The following is a 26,034-nucleotide window of genomic DNA, read 5'->3' on the forward strand; positions in this document are numbered from 1 at the left end:
GACTATTTATCCCCTTGGGCCACGGGAGCGGCGATGACGTTGCGGACGACCTCGCGGACATCCATGGAAACCGGGCAGCTCTTGATGCAGCGGCCGCATCCCACGCAGGCGATGTTGCCGCCGTGCAGGGAGGGATAGTAGCCGAACTTGTGCCCGATCCGGTTCTTGAACCGGTTCGCCTTGGCGGGCCGGGGGTTGTGCCCGCTGGCCTCGGCCGTGAACTGGTAGGACATGCAGTTGTCCCAGGTCCGCAGGCGGACGCCCTGCAGGCCGCAGTTCTCGTCGGTGACGTTGAAGCAGTAGCAGGTGGGGCAGATGTAGGTGCACGCCCCGCAGCTCAGGCACTTGTCGGACACGGCTTCCCAGAAGTCCTTGTCGTCGAACAGGGCGAGCAGCTTCTCCGGGGCTCCGGACAGGTCGCAGGCCTCGCCCATGAGCGCCTCGGCCGCCTTCTTGACCTCCTGGGCCTCGGTCTCGCGGTCGGCGCCGTCGGTCAGGTACAGGCTGTCCATGAGGGCTTCACCGCGTTCGGTGACGCCCTCGACCAGCCAGCCGTTCACCAGCGGGGTCAGCTGCACGTCGGCGCCGGCCGTGTCGGCCGGGCCGCCGCCCACCCAGTTGCAGAAACAGGTGGTCGCGGGCTTGGCGCAGACCTCGGTGACGAACAGGGTGTTTTTCCGGCGGGCCAGGTAGTTCTGGTCCGTGACCTTGTCCGTGACGTAGACCCGGTCGAAGCAGTTGAAGCCCGCCGCGTCGCAGCCGCGCGCGCCGAAGACCACGGTCGGGGTCTCGTCCTTGCGCTCCTTGACGTTCAGGCTGACCTTGCCCGGATCCTCGGGGTTCTTTTCGTATTTGAAGGTCATCAGCGGTTCGCACTGCGGGAAGACCGCGCCCTTGGGCGGCACGGTGGGCCGCCGTTCCAGTTCGGGCACGGTGTCCCCGTCGAACTCGCGGAACACCACGGCCTGGCCCTCGCGGTGCGGCACCAGGGTCCGGTTGGACTCGGACAGCTCGGCCAGCCAGGAAATCAGTTTGTCTTTAGCTAGGAACTTGGCGGCCATTACAGCATCCTCTCCTTGATATTGTCCTCTTCCACCTTGAATGCCTGCAGCGGCGGGACGGCGTTGACGTCCATGCCCGCGCGATAGTCGAAGACATCAAGGATTTCCTTGTTCATCTTGCGCTTGAGCAGGAGCAGGGGGATGCCCACCGGGCAGGCGCGTTCGCACTCGCCGCACTCGGTACACCGCCCGGCCAGGTGCATGGCGTGGATCATCTGGAAGAACCACTTGTTCTGCACCGTGTCCTCCTGGGTGAGCCAGTGCGGCTCGCGGCTCTGGGCCACGCAGTGATCGCGGCAGACGCAGAGCGGGCAGGCGTTGCGGCAGGCGTAACAGCGCACGCAGCGGTTCATCTCGCCCATCCAGAAGGCCAGCCGGTCTTCCTGGGGCTGCTCCTCGAAGGATGTCACGTCCGCGTAGTCGTCCGCGAGGTCCTCGGCGGGCGTCTCGCCCACGAACACGTCGGAGATGACCGGGGCGTGGTTCCGGCAGCGGGCGCATTTGGATGCGCCCACGTCGGCCATCTTCAGGTCGTAGGCCACGCCGTCGGCGGTCACCGTGAAGGCGTCACCGTCGATCACGGCCTCCTCCACATAGTCCAGGGTGTCGATGGCGTCGCGGATCTTGCGCGTGGAGACCACGCCCTCGCAGGCCGTGGAGAAGATGACCACCTCATCGCGGTTGATCAGCTTTTCCTGGAGCAGTTCGACCACGGACCGGCTGTCGCATCCCTTGACCACGACGCCGACCTTGCGGCCCTTCATGGAGGGCAGGTAGGTGGCCAGGTTGTGGACGCACAGCGGTCCCCACAGCAGCTTGTCCACGTCCTCTTCGGTGCGCATGAACAACGGGCTCGTGCGCAGGGGGTCGAACCCCTGCTCCCAGCCGATGACCAGGTCCAGGTCGGGCAGCCGCTTCTTTATCTCGTTTTTCAATTCATCAAGTTTCGACATGGGTATCTCCGTCAGGCCGCCTGGGTGAGGTTCAGGGCTTCGGCCTTTTTGAGCAGCGAGGCGTCCAGCTTGGGCGCGGGGCCCAGTTCGTGGATGTGCTCGGTGAAGGTCTGGACCACGGTCTTCCACTTCTGGCCCTCGGATGCCGAGACCCAGGTGTATTCGAACCGCCGTTCGTCAATGCCCAGGATGGGCAGGAACCGCTTGAGCATCTCCAGCCGCCTGCGGGCATAGAAGTTGCCTTCGGAGTAATGGCAGTCCCTCGGATGGCAGCCGGACACGAGCACGCCGTCGGCGCCGTTGACCAGGCTTTTCAGCACGAACAGCGGATCGATGCGGCCCGAGCAGGGCACGCGGATGATGCGCAGGTCCGTGGGCTGCTGGAAACGGCCCACTCCGGCGGTGTCGGCACCGCCGTAGGAACACCAGTTACACAGGAACCCTACTATTCGTAATTCAGTATTGTTGTCGGCTGACACAGCGCGTTGACCTCCGCAAGGATCTGGTTGTCGGTGAAGTGCTGCAATTGGATGGCCCCCTGGGGGCAGGTCGAAGTGCAGATGCCGCAGCCCTGGCACACGGTCTCGATGACGTGGGCCTTGGTCGCGCCCCGGAAATCCATCTCTTCGATGGCCCCGAACGGACAGGTCTGGATGCATTTGCCGCAGCCGATGCATCGCTTGATGTCCACCTGGGAGATCTGGGGGTCGCTTTCGAGCTGGTCCCTGGAGAACAGGTTCTGCACCTTGGACGCGGCGGCGCTGCCCTGGGCCACGGACGCGGGAATGTCCTTGGGGCCCTGGCAGGAACCGGCCAGGTACACGCCCGCGGTATTGGTCTCCACGGGCCGCAGCTTGATGTGGCTCTCCATGTAGAATCCGTAGGAGTCGTAGGAGATGCGCAATTTCTCGGCCAGCTGGGGCGCGCCCTTGGCCGCTTCGGCGCCCACGGCCAGGACGACGAGGTCGGCCTCGACCTCCACCTGGGTGCCGAGCAGGGTGTCGGATCCCCGGACGACGTACTTGTCGCCCTTGGGGTAGATCATGGCCACGCGGCCACGGATATACTTGGTGCCGTATTCCTCCATGGCCCGGCGGGTGAACTCGTCGTACATCTTTCCCGGGGCGCGGATGTCCATGTAGAATACATAGGACTGGGATTCGGGCATGTGGTCCTTGGTCAGGATGGCCTGCTTGGCCGTGTACATGCAGCAGAAGCCGGAACAGTAGGGGCGGTCCACGGACTTGTCGCGGGAGCCCACGCACTGGATGAAGACCACGGTCTCGGGCTCCTTGCCGTCGGACGGGCGCGTCACGTGGCCGCCGGTGGGGCCGGAGGCGGACAGCAGCCGTTCATACTGCAGGGAGGTGATCACATCCGGGTAGCGGCCGCCGCCGTACTCGCCGTAGCGGGTCCAGTCGAACAGGTCGTAGCCGGTGGCCACGATGATCGCGCCCACGGCCTCCTCGACCTTCTCGTCCTGCTGGTCGTAGCGGATCGCCTGGGTGGGACAGACCTTCTCGCAGACGCCGCACTTGCCCTTGGTCAGCTTGATGCAGAACTCGGGGTCGATGGACGCCTTCTTGGGGATGGCCTGGGGGAACGGGATGTTGATGGCCGTGGTCGTGCCGATCTCCTCGTTGAAGTGGTCCGTGGCCTTCTTGCTCGGACACTTCTCCGTGCACTGGCCGCAGCCGGTGCAGGCGTCCCAATCCACATAGGTGGCCTTCTTGGTGATGCTCACGTTGAAGTTGCCCACGTACCCGCTGATGTCGCCCACTTCGGAGCAGGCGTAGAGGGTGATGTTCGGGTGCTGGGCAACGTCCACCATCTTGGGGCCGAGGATGCAGCTCGAACAGTCGATGGTCGGGAACGTCTTGTCCAGCTTGGCCATCTTGCCGCCGATGGTGGAGGTCTTCTCCACCAGCACGACTTCCAGGCCGCCGTCCGCGCAGTCCAGGGCGGCCTGGATTCCGGCCACGCCGCCGCCAATGACCAGCACGCGCTTGTTGATGTCGAACTTGCTCGGGGTCAGGACCCGGTCGTTGGCCAGCTTGGCCACGGCCATGGACACGAGGTCCAGGGCCTTGCGGGTGTTGGCCTCCTTGTCCTTGCCGATCCAGGAGACGTGTTCGCGGATGTTGGCCATCTCGAACATGTACCGGTTCAGCCCGGCGCGCTCCACGGTCTTGCGGAAGGTCGGCTCATGCATGCGCGGGGTGCAGGAGGCCACCACCACGCCGTCCAGGCCGTGTTCCTTGATGGCCTGGACGATCTCGTCCTGGCCCGGTTCCGAGCAGGTGTACATGGTGTCGGTCGAGAACGCCACGTTGGGCAGGTTCCGGGCCTGCTCGGCCACGGAAGCCACATCGACCGTCCCTGCGATATTGCTGCCGCAATGGCAGACGAAAACTCCGATTTTCATATTGACTGACTCTCCTTACGAGGCTGCCGCAGCCTGGCTTGCCTTCATTTCGCGGATCACCGTGGAGGGATTCACGAACAGCTTGTCGAGCATGAGGCTGGAGCCGTTCATGCCCAGGGCCAGGCCGATGAGCTGCGTGTAATAGAAGATGGGGATGCTGTGCTTGCTGCCGTTGGCCCGGTTGATCTGATCCTGGCGCATGTCCAGGTTCATCTGGCACAGCGGGCAGGCCGTGACCATGGATTTGGCTCCGCAGTCCACGGCGATGTCCAGCAGCTTGCCGGACAGTTTGGTGACCACCTCGTTCTTGGCGATGCCGTAGGAGGCGCCGCAACACTCGACCTTGAGCGGGAACGGCATGACCTCGGCGCCCACGGCCTCCATGAGGCGGTCCATGGCGATGGGGTTCTCGCAATCGTCGAAGTCCATGATCTCGGGCGGCCGGTTCATGATGCACCCGTAGTAGGGAGCCACCTTGAGCCCGGTCAGGGGGTTGGTCACCTTGGCCTTGACCGCCTCCGGCCCCAGCTCCTGGTAGATGACCTGGAGCACGGACATGATCGGCAGGTCGTTGCGGCACGGCTTGTCCAGCAGGGAGTCGACCTTGGCCTTGAAGGCCGCGTCGCGCATGCGGTGGCTGGCCGTCTTGAGGTTGGTCAGGCAGCTCGGGCAGGGGGTGATGATGCCCCGGACGTCCTGAAGGGACTCGGCCTGCAGGATGTTGCGCGCGGACAGCGCGCCGGACAATACGTGGTCCACGGTGTGGGCCGGGGTGGAACCGCAGCAGCTCCAGTCCGGGATGTCCACCAGTTCGATGCCGAGCGCCTTGCAGATGGCGCGGGTCGACTGGTCGTATTCTATGGATGTCCCCTGGCCGGAACAGCCGGGGTAATAGGCAAATCTCAGGGTGTCGCTCATTATTCGCCGCCCTCCCGGTTATACCGTTCGAATATCTTGGCGATGCTCTTCTTGCCCACGATGTTGTGCGGGGTCATGGCGAGCTTGCGCTTGGGCAGGACCTTGACGCTCAGGTCCATGTCGGTCAGGAATCGGCCCGTCCGGGTCATGTACTTGGTCATCAGGCCCATTTCGAAGACCCGGCCGTGGTGGCGCACCGAGTCGAGAAAGGCGTCGCAGAAGGTCTTGACTTCCTTCTCCGGGGTCTTGCCCGCCTTGCGGGCCATATGGCGAAGGATGTCCATGATGCGCGCCACATCGATGTTGTTGGGGCACCGGGTGGTGCACGACTCGCAGGTGGCGCACAGCCAGATGGACCGGCAGGACATGAGCTTGTCGCGCTGTCCCGCCTGCAGGCCCCGCATGATCTGGCTCACCGGGATGTCGTAAAACTCCGTGTACGGACAGCCCGCCGTGCAGTTCCCGCACTGGTAGCACAGGCTGACGTTCTGTCCGCTTTCCTGCTCCACCTGGCGGATGAATTCCGCGTCGACGGAGTGGCTCATTTGTATCGTGTCCATGATGTAATCCAAGTGGTTAACCGGGCAACCGGTGTTTGAGAGTTATTGCACTTGCGATATGCTCAATTCCTTTTGTCCTTCCTTGCGCTTTCCGGGAACCCGGGAGGAGGCCGATCCTCCTCCCGGGCGGTTTCGCTGGCATGGGACGCATGGGTGATGGAGTGCGTCGACATAGGCTTGGTCTGGTGCTTCTCTGGGGGCTGGGCCGGCCGCTCATGCTGTTCGGGCACTGGCGGGCCGGACCCGTATGTCTCCGTCTTCCATCACATCACCTTTTTTGCCGAGTGAGGCTGGTCCGGACAGAGGGCCGATCTAGGAGGACTATCGGCGGGTGGGGGCGTCCGGGATTCTCGGCAGGAGAGGGTGTCGGTGGTGTCTCCATGTTCCGGCCAGCTTGGCGAAACGATCTAGAATGTTGTTCCGGGGATGGCGCCTTTCTTTCGGTCGGGCGCCATGTCCTCTCTTGGACCGGGGCGGTGCCGCCCCGGTCAGATATAGTCCTCCAGGCACAACGACTCGTACCCGGGAATGCACATTTTTTCGAAACGTTCGCAGTCCTGGCCCAAGGGGATGGTCGCATCGATGCCGATCTTGTCGCTCACCCCGTCGCGCGAGGAGGGGTCCAGCTTGTTGCCCATGGCGCCGGGGACGATGAAGACGTCCCTGCCGCCCTGGACCCGGTTGGCTATGGCCCATTCCACGTCGCGCATGTCGTCGATGTCGATGTCCGGGTTGACGGCGACGACGTGTTTGACTTCCGTGCTGCTCGCCAGGGCCGCGAAGATGGCGTTCTTGGCCTCTCCCTCGTGCTTCTGGTCGAGCCGGATGACCGCGTGGTAGCGGCAGCCGCCGGCCGGGGTCAGCCGCACGTCGATGATGTTGGGCGTGGCCTGGCGGATGAGCTGCAGCATGCTGGCCTCGCGGGACACGCCGCCGAGCAGCAGGTGCTCCATGCTGGCCGGGATGATCGTGTGGTAGATGGGCTCGGCCCGGTGGGTGATGGCCGTGACCTCGATGACGTGGCGCTTGCCTCGCGGGCCGTAGGTCCTGGGGTATTCCCCGAACGGTCCCTCGTCCTCGCGGGTATTGGCCAGCAGCCGGCCTTCGATGACGATCTCGCTCTCCACCGGCACTTCCAGGTCCACGGTCTCGCACGGGGTCACCTTGAGCGGCTCGCCGAGCAGGGTTCCGGCGATCTCCAGCTCGTCCACGCCCAGGCGGGTGGTCGCCTGGGAGCTGAGCAGCAGGGCCGGGTGCGCGCCGATGACCAGGGCCACTTCCAGGGGCTTGCCCTGGGATTCGAGCTTGTTGAAAATCTGGCTGGTATGGCGCGGCAGGAGCAGCGCTCCGAGGTGATTTCTGTCCTTCACCTCATGGCGGTGAATGCTGACGTTGCGGATGCCGGTCTCGGGATCGCGCACGATGCACATGGCCGCGGTCAGGAACGGGCCGCTGTCCTTGGCGTGGTGTACGCAGGCGGGCAGCGAGCGCAGATCGACGTCGTCGCCGATGAATTTGCGCTCCTTGACGGCCAGGCCTTCCGGCTCGACCACGGTGCAGGGGGTGGGGCTGGTGATGGCCTCGCTGAACCGTTCGGTCAATTCGGTGTACGTCAGGCCCAGGGCCTTGGCCATGGAGTCGCGGCTGGTGGCGAGGCCGGTGACCACCGGCATGGAGAAGCCGTTGACGTTTTCGAAAAGGACACCGTAGTCCGGTTCGAGCTTTTTCCCCACGCAAGCGAGTTCAAAAGCCGGGTCCACGGCCTTTTTGATCCGCTTGAGAAGACCTTCTTCCTCCAACTGCCGGAGCCAGGTCCGTAAAATCGGTTGCATGCGCTCTCCCTGTATGTTCATCGCCGGGTCATTGCATCCCCCGGAATGCGGTCCATCCGGTTGCTGCTATGACGCTGCCGGGCGTCTGTCAAGTTGCCGCCCGTCCCTTTTCAGGATCGGGCCGGGTCAAAACCGGCGCAGGTTCCGTCCGTTGCGAACGGCGGGCGGAACCCGCGAAGGCGGTTGCTAGTTCGTCTGTCCCTGCTGGAGGGCGATCTCATGGGCGACGTCGATGATCATGTCTTCCTGGCCGCCGACCATGCGGCGTTTGCCCAGTTCCACGAGGATCTCCCTGGCGTTGACGCCATAGGTCTCGGCCGCGTTGCGGGCGTGCAGCAGGAAGCTGGAGTAGACCCCGGCGTAGCCGATGGTGATGGCGTCGTTGAAGATGACCTGCGGCCGCTTCATCACGGGATCGACGAACTCCGCGGCCACGTCCATGAGGGTGTTGAAATCGGCCTTGGTCTCGAAGCCCGCCCGGTTCAGCACGGCGGCCAGCACTTCGGACTGGGCGTTGCCCGCTCCGGCGCCCAGGCCGCGCAGGGTGGCGTCCAGATACTGGGCGCCTTCCTCGGCCGCGGCCAGGGAGTTGGCGACCGCCACGCCGAGGTTGTTGTGGGCGTGGAAACCGACGGGAATCTTGACGGCCTCCCTGACGGCCTTGACCCGGGCGCGCACTTCGTTGGGCAGCAGGTGCCCGGCGGAGTCGGCCAGGTTGATGTAGTCCGCACCGGCCTCCTCGAAGACGAGGGCCTGCTTGGCCAGCTCTTCGGGGCTGGTCATGTGGACCATCATCAGGAAGCCCACGGTGAACATGCCGTGTTCCTTGGCGTACCGGATGTGCTGGATGGCGATGTCCGCTTCGGTGCAGTGGGTGGCGATGCGCACGGCGGTGGCGCCGGCGTCGCGGGCCATTTCCAGGTCCTCGATGGTGCCGATGCCGGGCAGCAGCAGGACGGTCAGCTTGGCGTTCTTGACGACCTCGCTGGCCGCGCGGATGAGTTCCAGCTCGGGGTGCTCGGAAAAGCCGTAGTTGATGGAGGAGCCGGCCAGGCCGTCCCCGTGGGTGATTTCGATCAGGTCCACGCCCGCCGCGTCCAGTCCGCCGGCGATGGCCTTGACCTGTTCCGGGGTGAAGCTGTGGCTGACGGCGTGGCTGCCGTCCCGGAGCGTTGTATCTATGATCTTGATGGATTTCTGCATGATGCGTCTCCTTTAAGCCGCGCTTTCCATTTGAAGCATGCGCGCGGCCACTTTTTCCGCCACGGCGACGGCCGCTTGATTGATGATGTCCAGGTTGCCGGAGTAGGAGGGCAGGAAGTCGCCGGCGCCTTCCACCTCGACGATGGCCGTCACCTTGTTGCCGTTGATGGTCGGCGGCACGCGCAGGCGGTAGCCGGGCACGTAGGCCTGGACCTTTTTGATAATGTCGTTGACCGAGGCGATGATGGCGTCGCGGTCCGGGTTGCGGACCAGGGCGTAGATGGTGTTGGTCATCATCAGGGGCGGCTCGGCCGGGTTGAGCACGATGATCGCCTTGCCCCGGTCGGCGCCGCCGATGGTTTCCAGCGCCTTGGAGGTGGTTTCGGTGAATTCGTCGATGTTGGCGCGGGTGCCCGGTCCGGCGCTCTTGGAGGACAGGGCGGCCACGATCTCGGCGTACTCCACGTCGGCCGCCTGGTTGATGGCGTAGACGATGGGCACGGTGGCCTGTCCGCCGCACGTGACCATGTTGAAGTTGTCCATGTCGGCCACGGAATCAAGATTGACGCAGGGAACCACCTGGGCGCCCACGCACGCGGGAGTCATGTCCACGGCGATCTTGCCGGCTTCGCGGAGCAGCGGGGCATTCATCAGGTGGGCCTTGGCGCTGGTGGCTTCGAACACGATTTTAATGTCTTCTTCCTCCAGGATGGCCTTACAGCCTTCGATGGACGTCTTGATACCCATGGAGTTGGCACGCTTGATCCCTTCGGATTCCACAATACCGGTCATCATCGACATCTCGAGATAACGGCTTTTCATGACCTTGAACATGAGATCCGACCCGATGTTGCCGGGACCTATGATGCCTACTTTGATTTTGTCCATGACAGTAATCCTTTCTGGTTTATATGTTGGCGTCTGCTCGGCGCGGTACGCCGGTTCGGCGTCCGGGACCGTGGCGCCAGTTCAGCATTTCAGGATGAGTGGCAAAGGGCGCGCTCACCCGGCCGAAGGCTGCCGGAACCGACTTTCGCTTCGGATTATTCTCCGGTGAAGACGGTGGTGACGCTGCCCATGCCGTGGAAGGACACCGTGATGCTGTCTCCGGGCTCGACGACGGCCATGGCGGTCACGGCCCCGGCCAGGATGATGCTGCCCTCGGTCAGTTCGATGCCGAAGGAGCCCAGCTTGTTGGCCAGCCAGGCCACGGACGCGGCGGGGTTGCCCAGGACTTCGGCGGTGGTGCCGGAGAAGAGCAGCTCCCCGTTCTTTTCCAGGGTCATGCCGGTCAGGCGCATGTCGACCGCGTCGATGGGGCGCATGCGTCCGCCCAGAACGAGCCGGGCGGCGGAGCCGTTGTCCGCGACGGTGTCGCGCAGGGTGATCTTCCAGTCCTTGATGCGGGAATCCACGATCTCGATGGAGGGGATGACGTATTCGGTCGCGGCGTAGACGTCGGCCATGGTCACCCCGGGGCCCTTGAGCGTCTTGCCCAGACAGAAGGCCAGTTCCCCTTCGACCTTGGGCTGCATCAGCCCGGCCATGGGGCACGGCTGCCCTTCGCCGATGAACATGGAATCGAAAAGATGGCCGTAGTCGGGCTCGTCCACGCCGAGCATCTTCTGCACGGCCTTGCTGGTCAGGCCGATCTTCATGCCGATGACCTTTTCGCCGGCGGCCTTGCGCGCCCGCACGTTCTCCAACTGGACGGCGTAGGCATCCTCAACGGTCATTCCCGGGTACGTCTGCGTAAGCGGGGCAATCTGGCGGCAGTCTTTCTCCGCCTTGGCCAGTTCGGCGGCGGCCTTGGCAACGTCGAATGAAGTAGTCATGTTTACTCTACCTTATGATACGTTAAGAGTTGCACAGCGTGTATGGTGTCCGGTTCCCGCACCGTTCCCGCGCCGGGAAAGTCCCGGCCGGTCCGCTTGGTTCGGGCCTCTGGGGTCAAAACACATTCTGCCTTGGTTGACCATCCGCTTCATCTTTCCGGCCCGTGCATGAGCCGGAGACTGTTGCCTCGATGAAAACGCACATGGTGTTCGTTATTAAAGAACCGCGTTCGGTATAATATGTATAAAAAAAGAATCCAAAAATCACAACCTGAAATTTTTAAGATTCTTTGTGCGTGAACAGACGCCGGGTTATGATCCGGTATACCCGATGCGCGCCGAGATGTTCTCCGCGCATTCCTTGATCTTGGTGACCATGTCCGTGACAGCCTCGTTGCCCAGCCTTGCCTGCAGAAAGGACATGCTGATGGCGTGGGTCGGCGTTCCCTCCCGGTTGAAGACCGGGGCGGCGAAGCACTTGACGCCGATTTCGATTTCCTCGTTGTCGATGGCGTAGCCCTGGCGGCGGATGGTGTCGAGTTCCTCCAGCAGGGCTTCTTTGGTAGTGATGGTATTGGGCGTGAATTTTTCCATCGGCTTGGAGAAGATGTACTTCTCGAGCTGGTCCATGGGCATGTAGGCGAGAATGGACTTGCCGATACCGGTACAGTACATGGGAGCCCGCTTGCCCACGCGCGAGTAGGTCACCGTCGAGGAGCCGTAGTCGACCTTGTCGATGTAGATCACCTCGCCGGCGGACACGACGGCCAGGTGCACGGTGGTGTCGAACCGCTCGGCCAGAGTCTGGCAGCACGGCCGGGCCTCCCGGCGGATGTCGATCCTGTCGCGGACGATATATCCCAGTTCGAGGAGGGACATGCCGAGCCGGTACTTCCGGTTCTCGGTGTTCTGCTCAAGGAACCCCCACTGGGAAAGCGTATTGACCAAAGCATGTATGGTGCTTTTGGAGCGGCCGAGCTGCGAGGCGATTTCGGATATGCCGAGGTCTTCGTTGTGCCTGAAGCATTCCAAAATATTCAACGCGTGCCCGACCGACTTGATGGGGACTTTGTGACCGTCCTTGAGCATCCAGGTTCTCCTCTTATCTTTTTTTGAGATTATGGCCGAAGGCCTTGATCTTGTCAATGGAGTTTTTTATTGTCAAATAAAGTGCGACAATATGGAACGAATGAGTGTCCCATTTCATGGCCGCCGAGCTCGTATGGCACCTATTACCATTTAATAATGGGACTATTTTAAACAACGGATGTATTTGGATAACAGATATGGCTATGCATAATTCATACGGAATACTGTTTGACCATGATCGGCAGGCCCGCATAGGCCTTCCGGAGGCGGTTTTCTGCGAAGGAAAGAGCCGGGAGGCCGTCGTTTCGCTGTTGACCGATCACGCCGGGGCGGGCAAGGCTCCGATTCTGTTCACCCGGCTGGACCGGGAAGTGATCGAGGCCGCGCCGTCCGTCGTGCGCGACGCTTACGACTATCACCCCCTTTCGCGCACCGCATACACCCGGCCCCTGCCCCGGCGGGGCGGCGGGGAGGTGGCCGTGGTCTCGGCCGGAACGGCCGATGGAAGCGTCACCTGGGAAACCGTGCGCACGCTGCAGTACCTGGGCATCACCGTCAATGTGTTCGAGGACAACGGCGTGGCCGCCCTCTGGAGATTGACGTCCAGCCTGCCCAAGCTGGAAAGCGCGGACGTCATCGTCGTGGTCGCTGGACTCGACGCCGCCCTGGCGTCGGTCCTGGGCGGACTTTCCGGCAAGCCCCTGTTCGCCGTGCCCACTTCCGTGGGATACGGCATGGCCCACGAGGGGGAGGCCGCGTTGGCGTCCATGCTGGTCAGTTGCGCCCCGGGGATCGGCGTTCTGAACATCGACAACGGATACGGGGCCGCATGCGCGGCGGCACGCATCATCAACCTGCTTTCGCAAAAAGAGGTCCTGAAATGAGTGAAGACAAGACCAAGGAGCGCAAGGCCCGGACCATGCCCGAGGACAAGGATCGACAGGCCGCGCCCTGCAGCCCTGTTTCGGAACCCCATGAACACGGCCACCACGGGCACGATCACCACCATGACCATCACGAACACGGGCACGCGCACTCTCATGAACACCATCACGAGCACGATCACGGGCACCACCATGAACACGACCACCATCATGCGGTGCCCACGACCGGCGGCCGGGTCCTGACGGTCCGGGCCTCGAGCGGCCTATCCGGGGACATCATGCTGGCGGGCCTGGCCGCGCTGGCAGGCCTTGATAGTAAGGACTTGGATGGGCTTGCCGGAGAATTGGGGCTGGATTCCCTGTGCGGCTCCGTACAGCTCGAGCCCCGGTCCGTGAACAGCATCGCCGGTGTGGGCTGCAAGGTGACCCTGCCCCACGAGCACGCGCACAGGAATCTGGCCGACATCCTCAAGATCATCGAGGCGGGGGCCATGCCGGACGAAGCCAAGGAGCCGGCCAAAAAGGCGTTCACCATTCTGGCCCAGGCCGAGGGCGAGGTGCACGGGATGCCGAGCCGGGAGGTGACCTTCCACGAAGTCGGCGCCCTGGACAGCATCCTGGACATCTGTCTGGTCTGCCGCCTCTTCGTCATGCTCAAGCCCGACCGGTTCGTGTGCAACCCCCTGCCCCTGGCCGACGGCGTGGTCAAGTGCGCCCACGGCAAGGTGCCGTCCCCGGCCCCGGCCGTTCTGCGCCTCCTGGAAAACGTGCCGGTCTGCGGCTTCGCCGGGCAGGGGGAGACGGTCACCCCCACGGCCATAGCCCTGCTCAAGGCCCTGGGAGCGGACTTCGGTCCCTGGCCGAACATGGTTATGCACAAAAGCGTCATCAGCTACGGCACCAAGGTGTTTCCCGACGCCCCCAACGGCGCCATCTGGGCCATCGGGGCCGCGGGCGCATAGCCTGCCGCCGACAGGAGGCATCTTGCCTCAACGATGGAAAACCTCCCCGCGCAGGCCTGTGCGGGGAGGTTTTTTCGTGATCGTGGGACCGGGCAATCGCGCCCGTCCGGTGGAGGATTGCCGCGAAACGCCGCCTAGGCGGGGCGGAATTCCTCGGTTTCCAGTTCCCCGATGAGGCCGTTCAGGCGGCCAGCCAGTTCGGCCAGTTCCGCCACGGCCCGGTTGGACTGGCTGATGGAGTCCGTCGAATCCGCAGTGAACTCCCGGATGTCGTCCATGGCCTTGTTGATCTCCTCGGACGTGGAGGACTGCTGTTCGGCCGCGGTGGCGATGGAGGTGATCTGGCTTCCGGCGGCCACGATCTGGGTGACGATTTCGGACAGGCTCGCGCCCGCGCGCTCCGCCTTTTCCGTGGCCTGGCCCACGAACTCCGAGGCCCGTTCGACCCTGTTGACCGTGTCCTGGGTGCCTTTCTGGATGTCGGTGATGGCCCGGCCCACCTCTCCGGTGGCCTGCATGGTCTTTTCGGCCAGCTTCCTGACCTCGTCGGCCACCACGGCGAACCCGCGTCCGGCCTCTCCGGCCCGGGCCGCTTCGATGGCCGCGTTCAGGGCCAGCAGGTTGGTCTGGTCGGCGATGTCGGTGATGACCGAGAGCACCGAGCCGATTCCCTGGGCCTGGTTGCCCAGGTCGTGGATGTTCTGTTTGAGGATTTGGGTCTCCTCGCTGATGGTCTGCACGGAATCGACGACTTCGTCCATCAGCGCGGAGCCTTCGTTCGCGTTGGTCTGCGCACTGCTCGCGTTGGTGGCGGTCTCGGAGGCGTAGCGGGCCACCTCGAGAATGGTGGCGTTCATCTCCTCCATGGCGGTGGCCGTCTCCTGGATCTTGTCGCGCTGGCGGTTGGCGTTGTCCGTGGATTCCTCGATCTGGGCCGACAGCTGCTGGGCCGCAGAGGCCATGTTGTTGGCCACGATCGAGGCCTCGGCCGCGGTGTGGGCGATGACCGAGTTCTGCTCCTCGATGCGCTTTTTCTGGGCATAGATTTCGGTCTGGTCCGTCCAGAACGAGAAGGAGCCGAGCAGTTCGCCCTCCAGGTCGAAGAACGGCGTGGAGGTGAAGTCGAAGGTCCGTTTCTCCCCGGACACGGTTTCGTGTTCGAACAGGTCGTTGATCGCCTCCTTTCTGGCCAGCGCGTCGTCGGCCATGGTCTGCCTGGAGGAGTCGCCGTACATGAACGCTCCGGCGGTCTGGCCCACCTGGTTCTCGGGGCCCCCGTTCTTTTCCAGGGAATCGCAGGCCAGCTGGTTGGCCCAGCTCAGCTTGTGGTCCGGGGAGAGGATGGCGCACGGCGCGGGAATGCCGCGCAGCACCCCTTCGGAAAAGGCCAGCTTGTTCTTGAGCTCCTCCACCATCTGCCGCAGGTTGTCGGCCAGCGCGGACAGTTCGAAGCGGAACGAGCCCTCCAGCTTGCCGAGCAAGTCGCCGTCCGCCACCCGTTTGGTGAAGTTGCCCATAAGGGCGAGGGGTTTCAGGATGAACCGGTTGTTGAACGGGACGATGATGGCCACCACGGCCACCAGGACGAGGATGCCCACCAGCAGGAGGATGTTGCGTTGGCGGGCCGCGCTTGCGTTCATTTCGTCCACGGAGGCGGACATGCACACTATCCAGCCCGTTTCCGGGACGTCGGCCACGGCCACGTATTTATCCTGCCCGTCGACCTCGTCCTCGAAGATGCCGTTCTTGAGCCTGAGGGCCTCGGCGTTGAGGCCGGTGTCGAATTCGGGATCGAGGATCAGGTTCTTGTCCGCACCATGGGCGATGATGCGGCCCGTCTGGTCGATGATGTAGGCATAGCCGCTCTCTCCGAACTTGAGGGGATCGATGAACGTCTTGGTAAAGCCTTCCCACTGAACCGCTCCGATGAGCAGGCCCAGGAGGTTGTTTTGCTCATCGCGGACGGCGTGCGCCACCACGAACAGCAGGGCCTTCGAGGTCTTGCCCCGGACGATATTCCTGGTGACGTAGGAGTCGGCTCCGGCGGCGATGGCCTGGACGTATGCCCTTCCCGCATAGGACGCGGCCATCCTGCCGCCCTTGACGTGCCCGACCACGGCTTTGCCCGTGGGGTCGAGGACGATGAGCGAACTGAACATCTTCGACTTCTCGACGAAGGAGTCCAGCAGTTTCTGGGCCCTGGCCGGATTATTGGTCAGGGATTCGGAGACGGCCGGCAACACGGCGATGTCCGAGACCATTTCCTGGGCCTGCTGGAGGTAATACGAAAGAAAGGTCTTGGTGGATTTAGCGGTCTGCTGGAGTGAGGCCGCGTGGATGTCAGAGGAGATGTTGAAGGTTGAGGAGGAAGCATAGAGGCATATGACGAGAATGCCTGCAAAGACCGAGGAGGTGACGGCGAACAAAAGGACGTTGTTGATACCGATTCGCATGATGGTGTCCCTGTTTTTTTTTAAGCGCCAACAAAATGTCTGTGGTCCGGCTTGTATGGTCAGGCCCCGTTTGGCGGAGAAGGGGGAGCTGTGTTCAGCGGTCTTCGGGGAAGCCGCCCCAACGGGTGAAGATGTCGTTGTCGATACCCATGCTGTCCAGGATGCGCCCCACCATGATGGACACCAGATCGTCCAGCGTGCGGGGGGCGTGGTAGAAACCGGGACATGCCGGGACGATGCCCACTCCGAGTCGGGCGAGGGTGAGCATGTTTTCCAGATGGATGGCGTTCAGCGGCGTTTCCCGCACGGCGAGGACGAGGTTCTTGCGTTCCTTGAGCATGACGTCGGCCGCCCGGCAGAGCAGGTTGCCCGCCAGCCCCGAGGAGATGGCCGCCAGAGTGCGCATGGTGCAGGGAGCGACGGCCATGACGTCCGCCCTGAACGAGCCGCTGGCGATCGGGGCCGCAATGTCCTCCACGGCGTAGAGGGCGTGCACCAGGGGACGAATCGTGTCCGCGTCCGCCCCGCACTCATGATCCAGGACCTTCCAGCCGCTGTTGCTGACCGTGGCGTGGACCTCGTGCCCAAGCTTGGCCAGTTCCTGCAACAGGCGCAGGCCGTACACCGCGCCGCTGGCTCCCGTTATTCCGACTATTATCCGCATAGATTCCTCACACGTTTGCCGAATTCGTCCGCATCTTCGCATGGAAGACGGTCGGCGCATACCCTGTTATAAAACGAATGGGAATCCGAAATCCATCCAATGCGGCTGATTATTTCGGATTCCCTTGAACTCTCTTTCCCCCGGACCGCCGCGGTGGCGGCCCGGGGGAATCGTCGGTTGCCGTTAAGTCGTCATTTCGGGGAGTTTTCCCGAAGCGACTGTGGCGCGGGAAAAGGGACGGCGTGGCCATGGGGTGGCGTAGGGGTTGGAATGGGGCCGGGCCACGCCGCCCAAATCCTAGGCCAGCTTGGCTTTCCACTCCTGCAGGACGTCCCAGGTGGGTTTCGGAATGGAAATGCCGTCCTTGAGGTTCTTTTCGCGGATTCCCGATTCGATCTCGCCGGGCATGTAGATGCGGTCGTAGCCCTTGGCCAGACGGGACTTCTTCATGTTCGCGATGTTGTCCTCGATGTTGTTGTAGTACTCCTCCACGGGCACGAAGGCCTCGATGTCCAGGAAGAACGCGAAATGGCCGATGTTCTGCGACTTGTCGATGGTCCCGAAGATCGGGGTGATGTGCGTGCCGTACTTGGCGCCGGTCATGATGCCGCAGAGCAGGTCGATGACCAGGGAGAGACCGAAGCCCTTGGGGCCGGAGGCCGGAAGCATGATGCCCTCGAGGGCCGCCTTGGGATCCGTGGTGGGCGCGCCGTTCTTGTCCAGGGCCACGCCTTCGGGAATCTTCTCGCCCTTGCGCTCGGCGACGAACACCTTGCCGCGCGCATAGGCGGTGGTGGCCATGTCGAGGATGATGGGCGTGCCCTTGGTCGGGAAGCCGTAGGACAGGGGGTTGGTGCCGATGCACAGGTCGATGCCGCCCCAGGGAGCCATCAGGGGGGTGGCGTTGGTGCACACGAAGGAGACCAGGCCCATCTTGGAGGCCATTTCCGTGTAGTAGGCGCAGGCGCCGAAATGGTTGGTGTTGCGCAAGCCGACGATGGCCACGCCGTTTTCCTTGGCCTTTTTCGCGCCCATCTCGACGGCCCTGTGCATGGCCACCTGGCCGAGGCCGTTGTTGGCGTCGAGGATGAGGAGGCTGGGCTTGTCCTGAACCACGTCGAGCTTGGTGACCGGGGAGACGCCGCCGGCCTGGATGCGCTGCAGGTAGATGTCCAGCCAGCGCACGCCGTGGGATTCCACGCCGCGGGCATTGGTGTCGGCCATGACGTCGGCCGTGATGGCCGCATCGGCGGCGGGAACGCCGACCTTGGTCAGCAACTCCTGGATGACTGCGGACAACTCTTCCTTTTTCAGGACAATCTGTTCTTCTTGACTCATGTGAGTATTACTCCTTTTATTCTGGCGGCCCCGGTCAAAGACCGGGGCCGCAGGTTATTTACACAGCGACTTGAAGCTCGGCGCGCTTCTTCTTGAAGGAGAAGGCGAGAACCAGGGCGACGCCCGCGAGGCCGATGAAGTCGGTCAGCATGTTGGGGATGATCAGGCAGAAGGCGAAGGCCGCTCCAAGCAGGCGCTCGACCATGGTGGCGCTGCTGAGGAACCAGCCCATGCGGGCCCCGGCCAGCACCCAGATGCCGATGCCGCAGGTGATGGAAACCCACAGGATCGAGAAGGCGCTGCCGTCCATGAGCAGGCCCTGGTTGTAGGCGAAGACGTACGGCACAATGAAACCGGCGAAGGTGAACATGAAGGCATTCCAACCGGTTTCACTCGCGTCGGCCCCTGCTATGCCTGCCGCCGTATAGGCCGAGAGGGCCACCGGAGGCGTGACGAAGGACATCAGCGCGAAGTAGAACACGAACATGTGGGCCGCGAGCAGGGGCACGCCAAGCTGGATCAGGCTGGGCACCAGGAGCATGGCCACGATGATGTAGGCCGAGATGGTGGGCATGCCCATGCCGAGGATGATGCAGACGATCATGACCGCCACCAGGGACAGGAAGATGCTCCCGCCGGCGATGGTCACGAATAGGGCGGACAGCTTGGTCCCCAGGCTCGAGGCGATGACCGCGCTGATGATCAGGCCGGCCGTGGCGCAGGGCAGGGTGATGGCGGGCAGGCCGCGCACGGTGGCCACGATGCCGTCCAGGATCCTGCTGGGCGTCATCCACGTCTCGCGGCGCAGGAAGCTGATCGCGATGAGCAGGCCGGTGGTGATGAACCCGGCCAGCATGATGGATTTACCGGTGGCGATGTAATAGACGAGCAGGCCGAGAGGGACCATCATGTGCAGGTATCTCTTGGTCGAGGTCAGGATATCGGGACGCTCTTCCTTGGACTGCCCCTTCAGGGAATTCTTCTGGGCGTAGAAGTCCACCTGGCAGAAGATGCCGAAGTAGAAGAAGAAGGCCGGGAGAGCCGCGGCGACGACGATGTGCGAATAGTCGATGTTGGTCGTCTCCGCCATGACGAAGGCCGCCGCGCCCATGATCGGGGGCATGAGCTGGCCGCCGGTGGCGGCCGCCGCGGTGATCGCGCCGGCGCTCGCCTTGTCGAACCCGTTTTCCTTCATGATGGGAATGGTCAGGGAACCCACGCCGACGACGTTGGCCACGGCGCTGCCGCTGATCATGCCCATGAGGGAGCTGGAGACGATCTCGGCCTTGCCCGTGCCGCCGCGGAACCGGCCGGCCAGCCAGATGGCCGTGTCGATGAACAGCTGTCCGCCGCCCGAGACTTCCAGGAAGCTGGTGAAGAGCAGGAAGTAGAACACGTAGTTGACCACGGCGCCGGTGGCCGTGCCGAGCACGCCGCCCAGGGTCATGGTGTTCGACTCGAGAAAGATGGTCAGGTTGAAGCCGGTATGGGCCAGCACGCCGGGCAGGAACGGCCCGGCAAAGCCGTATGCGATGAAGAACGCGGCCAGGCCGAACAACACGTTGCCGGCGATCCGCCGCGTGCCTTCAAGGAGCATGACGATGAACGTGACGCCCATGAAGTAGTCAAACGGTTCCAGGTCTTCGACAAAGGCGATGCGCATTTCGATGCGGTCCGCCTCCATGAAGACGTAGGCCATGTCAACCAGGCAGAGGACGATGAAGAGCCAGTTGATGGCCGAGCCGGTTTTGCTTTCGCTCTTATTGAGGAAAAGCAGGATCATCGCTAGGCACACGAAGCTCACGCGGTGCGCCATGACCGGCACCACCGTAAAATACATGGCTGCGACTTGCAGAATTAATACGCTTATCGCCACCACGGCAACAGCGTACTTACGCCAGTTTTCCTTCCAGTCCGTCATTATCTTCCTCCCTGGGAGTTTCACGCATGATCCTGCAAATCCAGCAGGCCGAAGTGATTATCTTAACAATCCGCAACAAGAGCCTTTGACGATGAACACGGGGCGGATTTCCCGGGGGGTATGCGACCTTTCGCATTCCCGGGCTCTGGGCACCAGCCCGCTCCCGCGTCCGTATCCGGCTCCACCCCTTGTGCAGCCGGATTTCCGGCGGTTCCCGGGAATGCCGGGAACCGCCGGACACTATGCATTATTGAATGTACCCTTTTTCCTTGAAGTACCTTTCGGCACCGGGATGCAGGGGAATGCCGCCGTTGATTTCCGGCTTCCAGGCGTTCGCGGGATCGAACGCGGCCAGGGAGGCGTGCGCCGCCACGAGCATGGACTTGTTCTCGCAGATGGCCTTGACGATGTTGTAGGCCATATCGTCGCTCATCTCGGAGCTGGCGATGACGCTGGTGGGGTAGCCGATGGAGCGAACCTGTTCGGTGATGCCGTTGAACTCACCCTTCTCGAAGTACACCTTGGGCATGATGCCGTACTTTTCGGCCAGGTAGTTGGCCTGCTTGTCTCCGATGGGGAGGAACTGCAGGCCGCCGCGCAGGCACATCTCGGTGATGTTGGGCATCTTGTAGCTCATGTTGTGGATGAACAGGTCGGCCTGTCCGTCCTTCATCTGGGAGATGGCGCTGCCGAGATCGATGTGGGAGACGCTGCCGCCCCACGCCTTGATGTCGTCGTAGGACACGCCGTACGATTCCAGGATCAGGGAGGTCATGATCTCGCCCAGGCCGCCGCGCTGCACGGTCACGAGCCGGATCGGCCCCTTCTTGGCCAGCAGTTCCTCAAGGGAGTTCACGCCGAGCTTTTCGTTGACCACCACGCCGATGCGGTAGGGGCTGGAGAGGCCGCCCAGCAGGGCACGCAGGTTCTTGCGCGGTTTGCCCTTGTAGGTGACGATGCCGTTGTAGGCCCAGTTGGAGGCCACGGAGAACGACAGGCCCATTTCGGCCTTGCCGCTGCCCACGAGGATGGGGTTGCCGATGCCGCCCTGGTAGGGGAACACGTCCACGACCAGGTGGGGCATGACTTTCTTCATGGCCTCGGTGCAGGTCACGGCATAGATGTACCAGGAACCGCCGACGGACATGGAGGCGAAACGCACCTTGTTGTTCGCGGTCGCCGGGTCGAATGCCGAGGCCGGCCTGGGGGCGACAAGGCCAAGCGCCAGCGTCAGTGCCAAAAGAGGCCCAAACAGTTTAAGAACTCGCATACCTACTCCTTTTTAAAGTGTTTCCGGATCGTTATTCAGAGTCAGACGGCTCACTTTTGAATAGCGTCTATCAACAAGCCCCTGCAGGATTTCGACCTGTTCCTTGTCCATGTGCGAGAACCGCTTCATGTACTTGATGAACGTGTCGATGGGGGCGCGTTCTTGCACCTGATGGGTAAACCTGAAATCGCCGTTCTGGGCTTCCCAGAGCGGGAAGTAGTTGGTCTCCACGGCGACACGGGTGATCTCGATGGCCTTGTTGGTCGGCATCTTCCAACCCGTGGGGCACGGGGTGAAGACGTGCAGGTAGGCGAATCCGTGTTTCGCGGCTTCCTTCGCCTTCTGGATCTTCTCGATGAAGTCTTCCATGTAGGCCAGGGTCGCGGTGGCGGCGTAGGGAACGCCGTGTTCGGCGATGAGCACGGGCACGTCCTTGGCCGCACGGCTCTTGCCGTGGTCCACCGAACCGATTTGGGTGGTGTTGGTCCAGCTGCCGAACGGCGTGGTGCCGCTGCGCTGGATGCCGGTGTTCATGTAGGCTTCGTTGTCGTAGCAGACGTAGAGCATGCGCTCGTTGCGTTCCGCGGCGGCGGAAACCGCGCCGAAACCGATGTCGGCGGTGGCGCCGTCACCGGCCAGGGCCAGGCAGAGGGTCTCGCGTCCGGTCTTCTTGAAGTAGCGGGAGACGCCGCTGGCCGTGGAGGCGATGTTGGTCATCAGGGTGCCGTAGTAAGGGACCTTGACCTTGTCGCTGAGTACGCAGCAGCTCGGGGTGCCGAAGAGCACCACGTCGTCGCCCAGGGTCTCCAGGAGCACGCGGGCCACCAGCTCCATGACGCAACCGGCGCAGAACTGCAGGCCCGGGGAGTACGGATCGCCGTTGTACTGCTCGAAGATCTTGCCCGTGTCCTTCACGGACAGGGTGTTCTGCGGGCAGGCCTCGACGCAGGCCGGGGTGTCCTTGTGGGCGCACATGTCGCACTTGGTGGACTTGTGCATGGTCGGCACGGACATGATGCCGCCGTAGGGGCAGCTCATGTTGCACAGGCCGCAGCCGATGCACTTGGCCACATCCAGGGTCACCACGCCGTCATCCTTGCGGACGATGGCGCCGGTGGGGCAGACGTCGATACAGTCGCCCGCGGAGCACTGGTTGCAGGTGGAGACGGTTGAGAAATCCCTTTCGGGGAGCGAGATACGCTCGATCATGGCCTGTTTGGGAAAGGCGCCGCGGTTTACGCACGCGTCCATGCAGACCTTGCAATCCGCCGGGCACTTTCTCTTATCTATCAACAAAGTACGGTGGGTCACTTTGCTTCTCCTTCTTACAGTTTGTGTTCTTCGCGGTAGGTCTGCATCAGCCACAAAGCCGTCTCGCGGGGCTTGTTGAGCAGCAGTTCCTTGTTGTCACCCACCGAAACACGGTTGCGGATAAGGAAAGCGAATACGCCCGGGTGCGCTTCCTTCTGACCGAAGCCCTCGACGCCGACGAGGACGTCCTTGTCGAAGAGCAGCTTCAGGGTCTTGTTGTCGCTACCGGTGCTGAGGATTTCGCAGTCCAGCTTGGTCTGGCCTTCGATCTCGCCTATGCTGAACAGGTTCTCGTCGAAGATGCGGAAGTAGTTCATGGAGACCCAGCCGTCGTAGCGCTGCTTCTCGCCGGTCATGTTGCGGCCGGCGATCTTGCCCTGCTTGGCCGCTTCCGGGGAGATGGGGCACGGCTCGTAGGTGGTCCCGGTGTAGTCGGCCGGGGCGGCAACGTCGCCCGCCACGTACACGTCCTCGGCGGCGGCGAGCCATTGGTCGGCCTTGATGCCGCCGCCGGCCACTTCCAGCCCCTGGACGAGGTTGGGGGTCACGCCCAGGGCCATGACCAGCGCGTCGAAGTCCTTGGTCTCGCCGTTGGACAGCGTGACCGCGTACTTGCCGCCGTTCTTCTTGGCGGAGGCGATGGTGGTGCCGCTGATGATGTTCACGCCCTTGTCGGCGAACATCTTCTGCAGGGTGGCCACGGTCTCCGGGCTGAAGTAGCGGCGCAGGAGATGGCTGCGCACCACGATGGTCACGTTGTAGCCGGAGTGGGAGAGTTTTTCGGCCAGCTCCACGGACACAAGGCCTGCGCCGTAGATCAGCACGTCCCCGCCCTTGCAGCAGTTGGCCGCAAGGCGCTCGTAGTCGGCGAAGGTCCGGAAGACGAAGGTGTCCTCCTCGGTCAGCCCCTCAACCGGGATGCGGATGGGGGAGGCGCCGGTGGCCACCAGGAGCTTGTCGTAGGCCTGGGAGCTGCCGTCGGAGAACAGCACCTGCTTGCCGTTGGCGTCCACGCCGGCCACTTCCTTGCCGGTCACGAAGGACACGTTGAGGTCCTTGAGCAGCTGCTGTCCCTTGGCGAAGAGGGCGTCGCTCTTCATGTCGTCGAGCAGGTAGGGCAGGGCCACGGGGGAATAGGGCAGGGTCTCTTCCCGGGTGATGAACACGATTTCCCCGTCTTTATCGGCGGTCCGGATAACCTTGGCCGCGGATTGCGCGGCGGGGCCCGCGCCTATCATTACGTATTGGGTACTCATTGAGATGCCTCCGTTATTCCCAGATCAGCCAGTTGCATTCTTTCACCTTTTCGCCGTTCATGGCGGCAATGGTGATGGCCAGGGCCTTTCCGATGTGGTCCACGGTGATGTCGAGACTGGAAAGCCCATCGATAAAGTCAACCATGATGGGAGGATTCTTGAGGTCCGGCAGGACGGCGCGGGCTTCCTGGAAGAGGTGGCCGCAGTCCCAGCCCAGACAGATGCTGCGCTCGATGCAGGCCACGGCCTTCTTGCCTTCCAGAGCCTTGGCCAGGGCCTCTCTGGGGAAGGGGCGGAACATGCGCAGGCGGACGCAGCCGACCTTGATGCCGCGCTCGCGGGCGCTGTCCACCACGGTCTTGACCGTGCCCGACGAGCTGCCCGCGGTCAGGAAGACGATGTCCGCGTCTTCGGTGCGGTATTCGTCCACCATGCCGTACTTGCGGCCGAAGATGGCCTCGAATTCCTGTTCCACCTTCTCGTAGACTTCCTTGGTGTGCTCCAGGGCGTCCAGGGTCTGCTTGCGGTAGTAGGCGAATTCCAGACCGGCCAGGCTGATCGAGAAGTGACGCTTGCGGTCGGTCTCGAGCGTGGTCCTTCTGGAACGGTCGGCCACCGGGGCGAGGAACTTGTCGACCAGTGCCTGGTCGGGCACGTCCACCCGCTCGTACTGGTGGGAGAGGAAGAAACCGTCGTAGGCGACCATGACCGGGAGCAGGACTTCCGGATCCTCGGACAGGCGGTAGGCCATGAGCACGGTGTCCAGGACTTCCTGGCTGTTCTCGGGCTCGATCATGATCCAGCCGCAGTCGCGGGCGGTCATGATGTCCTGGCGGGAGCCGCCCACGCCGCGCATGGACGAGGTCTCGCGGGTGACGTCGACCATGACGGCCGGGACGCGCATGCCCGCACAGTACATGAGCGGTTCGTTCATGTAGGAGAGGCCCCAGGAGGAGGTGGCGGTGAACACGCGTCCACCGGCGACCGCTGCGCCGGTGATGGCGCTCATGGCGGTGTGCTCGCCCTCGACCTCGATCATTTCGCTGTCGATCTCGCCGACGGCGTGGAAGTGGGCCAGTTCCTCGGCCAGGGGCGTCTGAGGAGTGATGGGGTACATGGCAATGACATCGGGCCGGGCCAGGCGCACGCCGTGCGCGGCGGCCTTGTTTCCGCTTAAGACTTTAATCACTGCAGTTCCTCCTCAAAATGCATGACAATGGCGTGGGCGGGACACTCGTTGGCGCAGACGCCGCAGCCTTTGCAATAGGTGAAGTCGGGTACGAAATAACCGCTGGGCCGCTCGGAGATACAGCCGATCGGACAGTACATGGCGCAGATGCCGCACTGCTTGCAGCCGTCCTTGTCCAGGATGGGCCGCTTGAAGCGCCATTCGCCGGTATTGATGATCTTGACCTTGTCCGTGCAATCCGACCAGGAGGACTCGAAGACCATCGGCTCGGGTTCCTTGCAGGAGGTGATCTTTTCCTCGAAGGCGTACGTTTCCTTTTCGGCGGCACGCTCGACGTCGTACTGGTGGAGTACGGTCTCGTCGAAGCCGCGCTGCAGGCCGACCATGTTCTTGGCCAGCAGCTTGCCGGAGAAGGTGCCTTCCACGGCGGTCCGGACGTGGTCCAGGGAGACCAGGCCGGTGGCCTTGGCAAAGGCGCCGAGCATGATCACGTTGGTGATGTTGGTGCCGGTCTCCTCAAGGGCGATGCCCATGCCGTCGACCATGGCGATGACCGAAGGCTCCACGCCCATGTTCAGGATCGTCTCGGGGTGCTTGCCCGCGGACACGATGATGCCGCCCTTGGTGAAGCCCTTGTAGATCTCCGGTTTTTCGAGCAGGCTCGGGTCCAGGACCAGGAGGATCTCCGGGTGGTAGACCCTGGTCTTCTCCCTGATGGGGTTGTCGCCGTAGCGCACGAAGGCCATGACGGCCGAGCCGCGGCGTTCGATGCCGAAGGACGGAAATACGGATGCGTAGTTCCCTTCCAGTACAAACGCGTTTGCGAGCATCTCGGCGGCCATGACAGTGCCCTGACCACCGCGCCCGTGTAATCTGATTTCTGACATTAACTCTTACCTACCTTTTTTCT

22 protein-coding genes are annotated in these 26,034 nt (G+C 63.0%); 2 read left to right on the top strand and 20 right to left on the bottom strand.

Translation table 11 applies throughout. The annotated features are described in order from the left end of the window. Positions 1 to 2 precede the first annotated feature (2 nt). The 11 genes from BerOc1_RS12105 to BerOc1_RS12155 all read right to left on the bottom strand — a co-directional run bounded on the left by BerOc1_RS12105 (position 3) and on the right by BerOc1_RS12155 (position 11,876). A complete protein-coding gene (locus tag BerOc1_RS12105) occupies positions 3 to 1,061 on the bottom strand; it encodes a 4Fe-4S dicluster domain-containing protein (protein ID WP_071545942.1) in 1,059 nt (352 codons plus the stop codon). Next, on the bottom strand, positions 1,061 to 2,014 hold the full coding sequence (locus BerOc1_RS12110; protein ID WP_071545943.1) for a 4Fe-4S dicluster domain-containing protein: 954 nt from the start codon (positions 2,012 to 2,014) through the stop codon (positions 1,061 to 1,063). Before BerOc1_RS12110 ends, BerOc1_RS12105 begins: the two co-directional genes overlap by 1 nt. A gap of 11 nt (positions 2,015 to 2,025) precedes the next feature. Continuing rightward, a complete protein-coding gene (locus BerOc1_RS12115; RefSeq protein ID WP_071545944.1) occupies positions 2,026 to 2,493 on the bottom strand; it encodes a hydrogenase iron-sulfur subunit in 468 nt (155 codons plus the stop codon). Continuing rightward, entirely contained in the window at positions 2,460 to 4,439 is a 1,980-nt protein-coding gene (locus BerOc1_RS12120; RefSeq protein ID WP_071545945.1) for a CoB--CoM heterodisulfide reductase iron-sulfur subunit A family protein, read from the bottom strand. Before BerOc1_RS12120 ends, BerOc1_RS12115 begins: the two co-directional genes overlap by 34 nt. Before the next feature lie 15 nt (positions 4,440 to 4,454). Further along, complete coding sequence (locus BerOc1_RS12125; protein WP_071545946.1) at positions 4,455 to 5,357, bottom strand: CoB--CoM heterodisulfide reductase iron-sulfur subunit B family protein; 903 nt, start codon at positions 5,355 to 5,357, stop codon at positions 4,455 to 4,457. Then, positions 5,357 to 5,917, bottom strand: coding sequence for a 4Fe-4S dicluster domain-containing protein (locus tag BerOc1_RS12130; RefSeq protein ID WP_071545947.1), 561 nt, complete (start codon positions 5,915 to 5,917; stop codon positions 5,357 to 5,359). The genes BerOc1_RS12125 and BerOc1_RS12130 overlap by 1 nt, the downstream gene beginning before the upstream one ends. A 488-nt stretch (positions 5,918 to 6,405) precedes the next feature. After that, positions 6,406 to 7,749 carry a UbiD family decarboxylase gene (locus tag BerOc1_RS12135; protein ID WP_071545948.1) on the bottom strand — a complete coding sequence of 448 codons (1,344 nt, stop codon included), beginning with the start codon at positions 7,747 to 7,749 and terminating at the stop codon, positions 6,406 to 6,408. Positions 7,750 to 7,935: 186 nt separating this feature from the next. Next, positions 7,936 to 8,952 (bottom strand): 4-hydroxy-2-oxovalerate aldolase, encoded by a 1,017-nt coding sequence (dmpG, locus tag BerOc1_RS12140; protein ID WP_071545949.1) that lies wholly within the window; start codon positions 8,950 to 8,952, stop codon positions 7,936 to 7,938. 12 nt (positions 8,953 to 8,964) lie between these two features. Then, complete coding sequence (locus BerOc1_RS12145) at positions 8,965 to 9,840, bottom strand: acetaldehyde dehydrogenase (acetylating) (RefSeq protein WP_071545950.1); 876 nt, start codon at positions 9,838 to 9,840, stop codon at positions 8,965 to 8,967. 155 nt (positions 9,841 to 9,995) lie between these two features. Continuing rightward, entirely contained in the window at positions 9,996 to 10,787 is a 792-nt protein-coding gene (locus BerOc1_RS12150; protein ID WP_071545951.1) for a 2-keto-4-pentenoate hydratase, read from the bottom strand. A 312-nt stretch (positions 10,788 to 11,099) separates the two neighbouring features. Then, positions 11,100 to 11,876, bottom strand: a complete 777-nt coding sequence (locus tag BerOc1_RS12155; RefSeq protein ID WP_071545952.1) for an IclR family transcriptional regulator — start codon at positions 11,874 to 11,876, stop codon at positions 11,100 to 11,102. A 203-nt stretch (positions 11,877 to 12,079) separates the two neighbouring features. Here BerOc1_RS12155 and larB point away from each other — a divergent pair, with 203 nt between their 5' ends. Beyond that, positions 12,080 to 12,760 carry a nickel pincer cofactor biosynthesis protein LarB gene (gene larB, locus BerOc1_RS12160; RefSeq protein ID WP_071545953.1) on the top strand — a complete coding sequence of 227 codons (681 nt, stop codon included), beginning with the start codon at positions 12,080 to 12,082 and terminating at the stop codon, positions 12,758 to 12,760. Further along, positions 12,757 to 13,722: a nickel pincer cofactor biosynthesis protein LarC gene (larC, locus tag BerOc1_RS12165; protein WP_242652972.1), complete on the top strand. Its 966-nt coding sequence runs from the start codon at positions 12,757 to 12,759 to the stop codon at positions 13,720 to 13,722. Before larB ends, larC begins: the two co-directional genes overlap by 4 nt. A 134-nt stretch (positions 13,723 to 13,856) precedes the next feature. Here the strand turns inward: larC and BerOc1_RS12170 are convergent, their stop codons facing one another. From BerOc1_RS12170 to BerOc1_RS12210, 9 genes are all read right to left on the bottom strand, one after another. Next, a complete protein-coding gene (locus tag BerOc1_RS12170) occupies positions 13,857 to 16,175 on the bottom strand; it encodes a methyl-accepting chemotaxis protein (protein WP_084641459.1) in 2,319 nt (772 codons plus the stop codon). 94 nt (positions 16,176 to 16,269) lie between these two features. After that, the gene (locus tag BerOc1_RS12175; protein WP_504109385.1) at positions 16,270 to 16,899 is read right to left on the bottom strand and encodes a UbiX family flavin prenyltransferase; all 630 of its coding nucleotides are present in this window, start codon (positions 16,897 to 16,899) and stop codon (positions 16,270 to 16,272) included. A 237-nt stretch (positions 16,900 to 17,136) separates the two neighbouring features. Continuing rightward, a complete protein-coding gene (locus BerOc1_RS12180) occupies positions 17,137 to 18,177 on the bottom strand; it encodes an Ldh family oxidoreductase (protein WP_071545956.1) in 1,041 nt (346 codons plus the stop codon). Positions 18,178 to 18,235: 58 nt separating this feature from the next. Continuing rightward, entirely contained in the window at positions 18,236 to 20,098 is a 1,863-nt protein-coding gene (locus BerOc1_RS12185) for a TRAP transporter permease (RefSeq protein WP_071545957.1), read from the bottom strand. Positions 20,099 to 20,345: 247 nt separating this feature from the next. Beyond that, the gene (locus BerOc1_RS12190) at positions 20,346 to 21,368 is read right to left on the bottom strand and encodes a TAXI family TRAP transporter solute-binding subunit (RefSeq protein WP_071545958.1); all 1,023 of its coding nucleotides are present in this window, start codon (positions 21,366 to 21,368) and stop codon (positions 20,346 to 20,348) included. Between the two features lie 12 nt (positions 21,369 to 21,380). After that, a complete protein-coding gene (locus BerOc1_RS12195; RefSeq protein ID WP_071547104.1) occupies positions 21,381 to 22,619 on the bottom strand; it encodes a thiamine pyrophosphate-dependent enzyme in 1,239 nt (412 codons plus the stop codon). Between the two features lie 74 nt (positions 22,620 to 22,693). Further along, a complete protein-coding gene (locus tag BerOc1_RS12200; RefSeq protein WP_071545959.1) occupies positions 22,694 to 23,935 on the bottom strand; it encodes an NAD(P)/FAD-dependent oxidoreductase in 1,242 nt (413 codons plus the stop codon). Between the two features lie 13 nt (positions 23,936 to 23,948). Further along, the gene (porA, locus tag BerOc1_RS12205) at positions 23,949 to 25,124 is read right to left on the bottom strand and encodes a hypothetical protein (protein ID WP_071545960.1); all 1,176 of its coding nucleotides are present in this window, start codon (positions 25,122 to 25,124) and stop codon (positions 23,949 to 23,951) included. Beyond that, a complete protein-coding gene (locus tag BerOc1_RS12210; RefSeq protein WP_071545961.1) occupies positions 25,121 to 26,011 on the bottom strand; it encodes a 2-oxoacid:acceptor oxidoreductase family protein in 891 nt (296 codons plus the stop codon). The genes porA and BerOc1_RS12210 overlap by 4 nt, the downstream gene beginning before the upstream one ends. Positions 26,012 to 26,034 lie beyond the last annotated feature (23 nt).

The organism is Pseudodesulfovibrio hydrargyri (assembly GCF_001874525.1).
Lineage (GTDB): Bacteria > Desulfobacterota > Desulfovibrionia > Desulfovibrionales > Desulfovibrionaceae > Pseudodesulfovibrio > Pseudodesulfovibrio hydrargyri.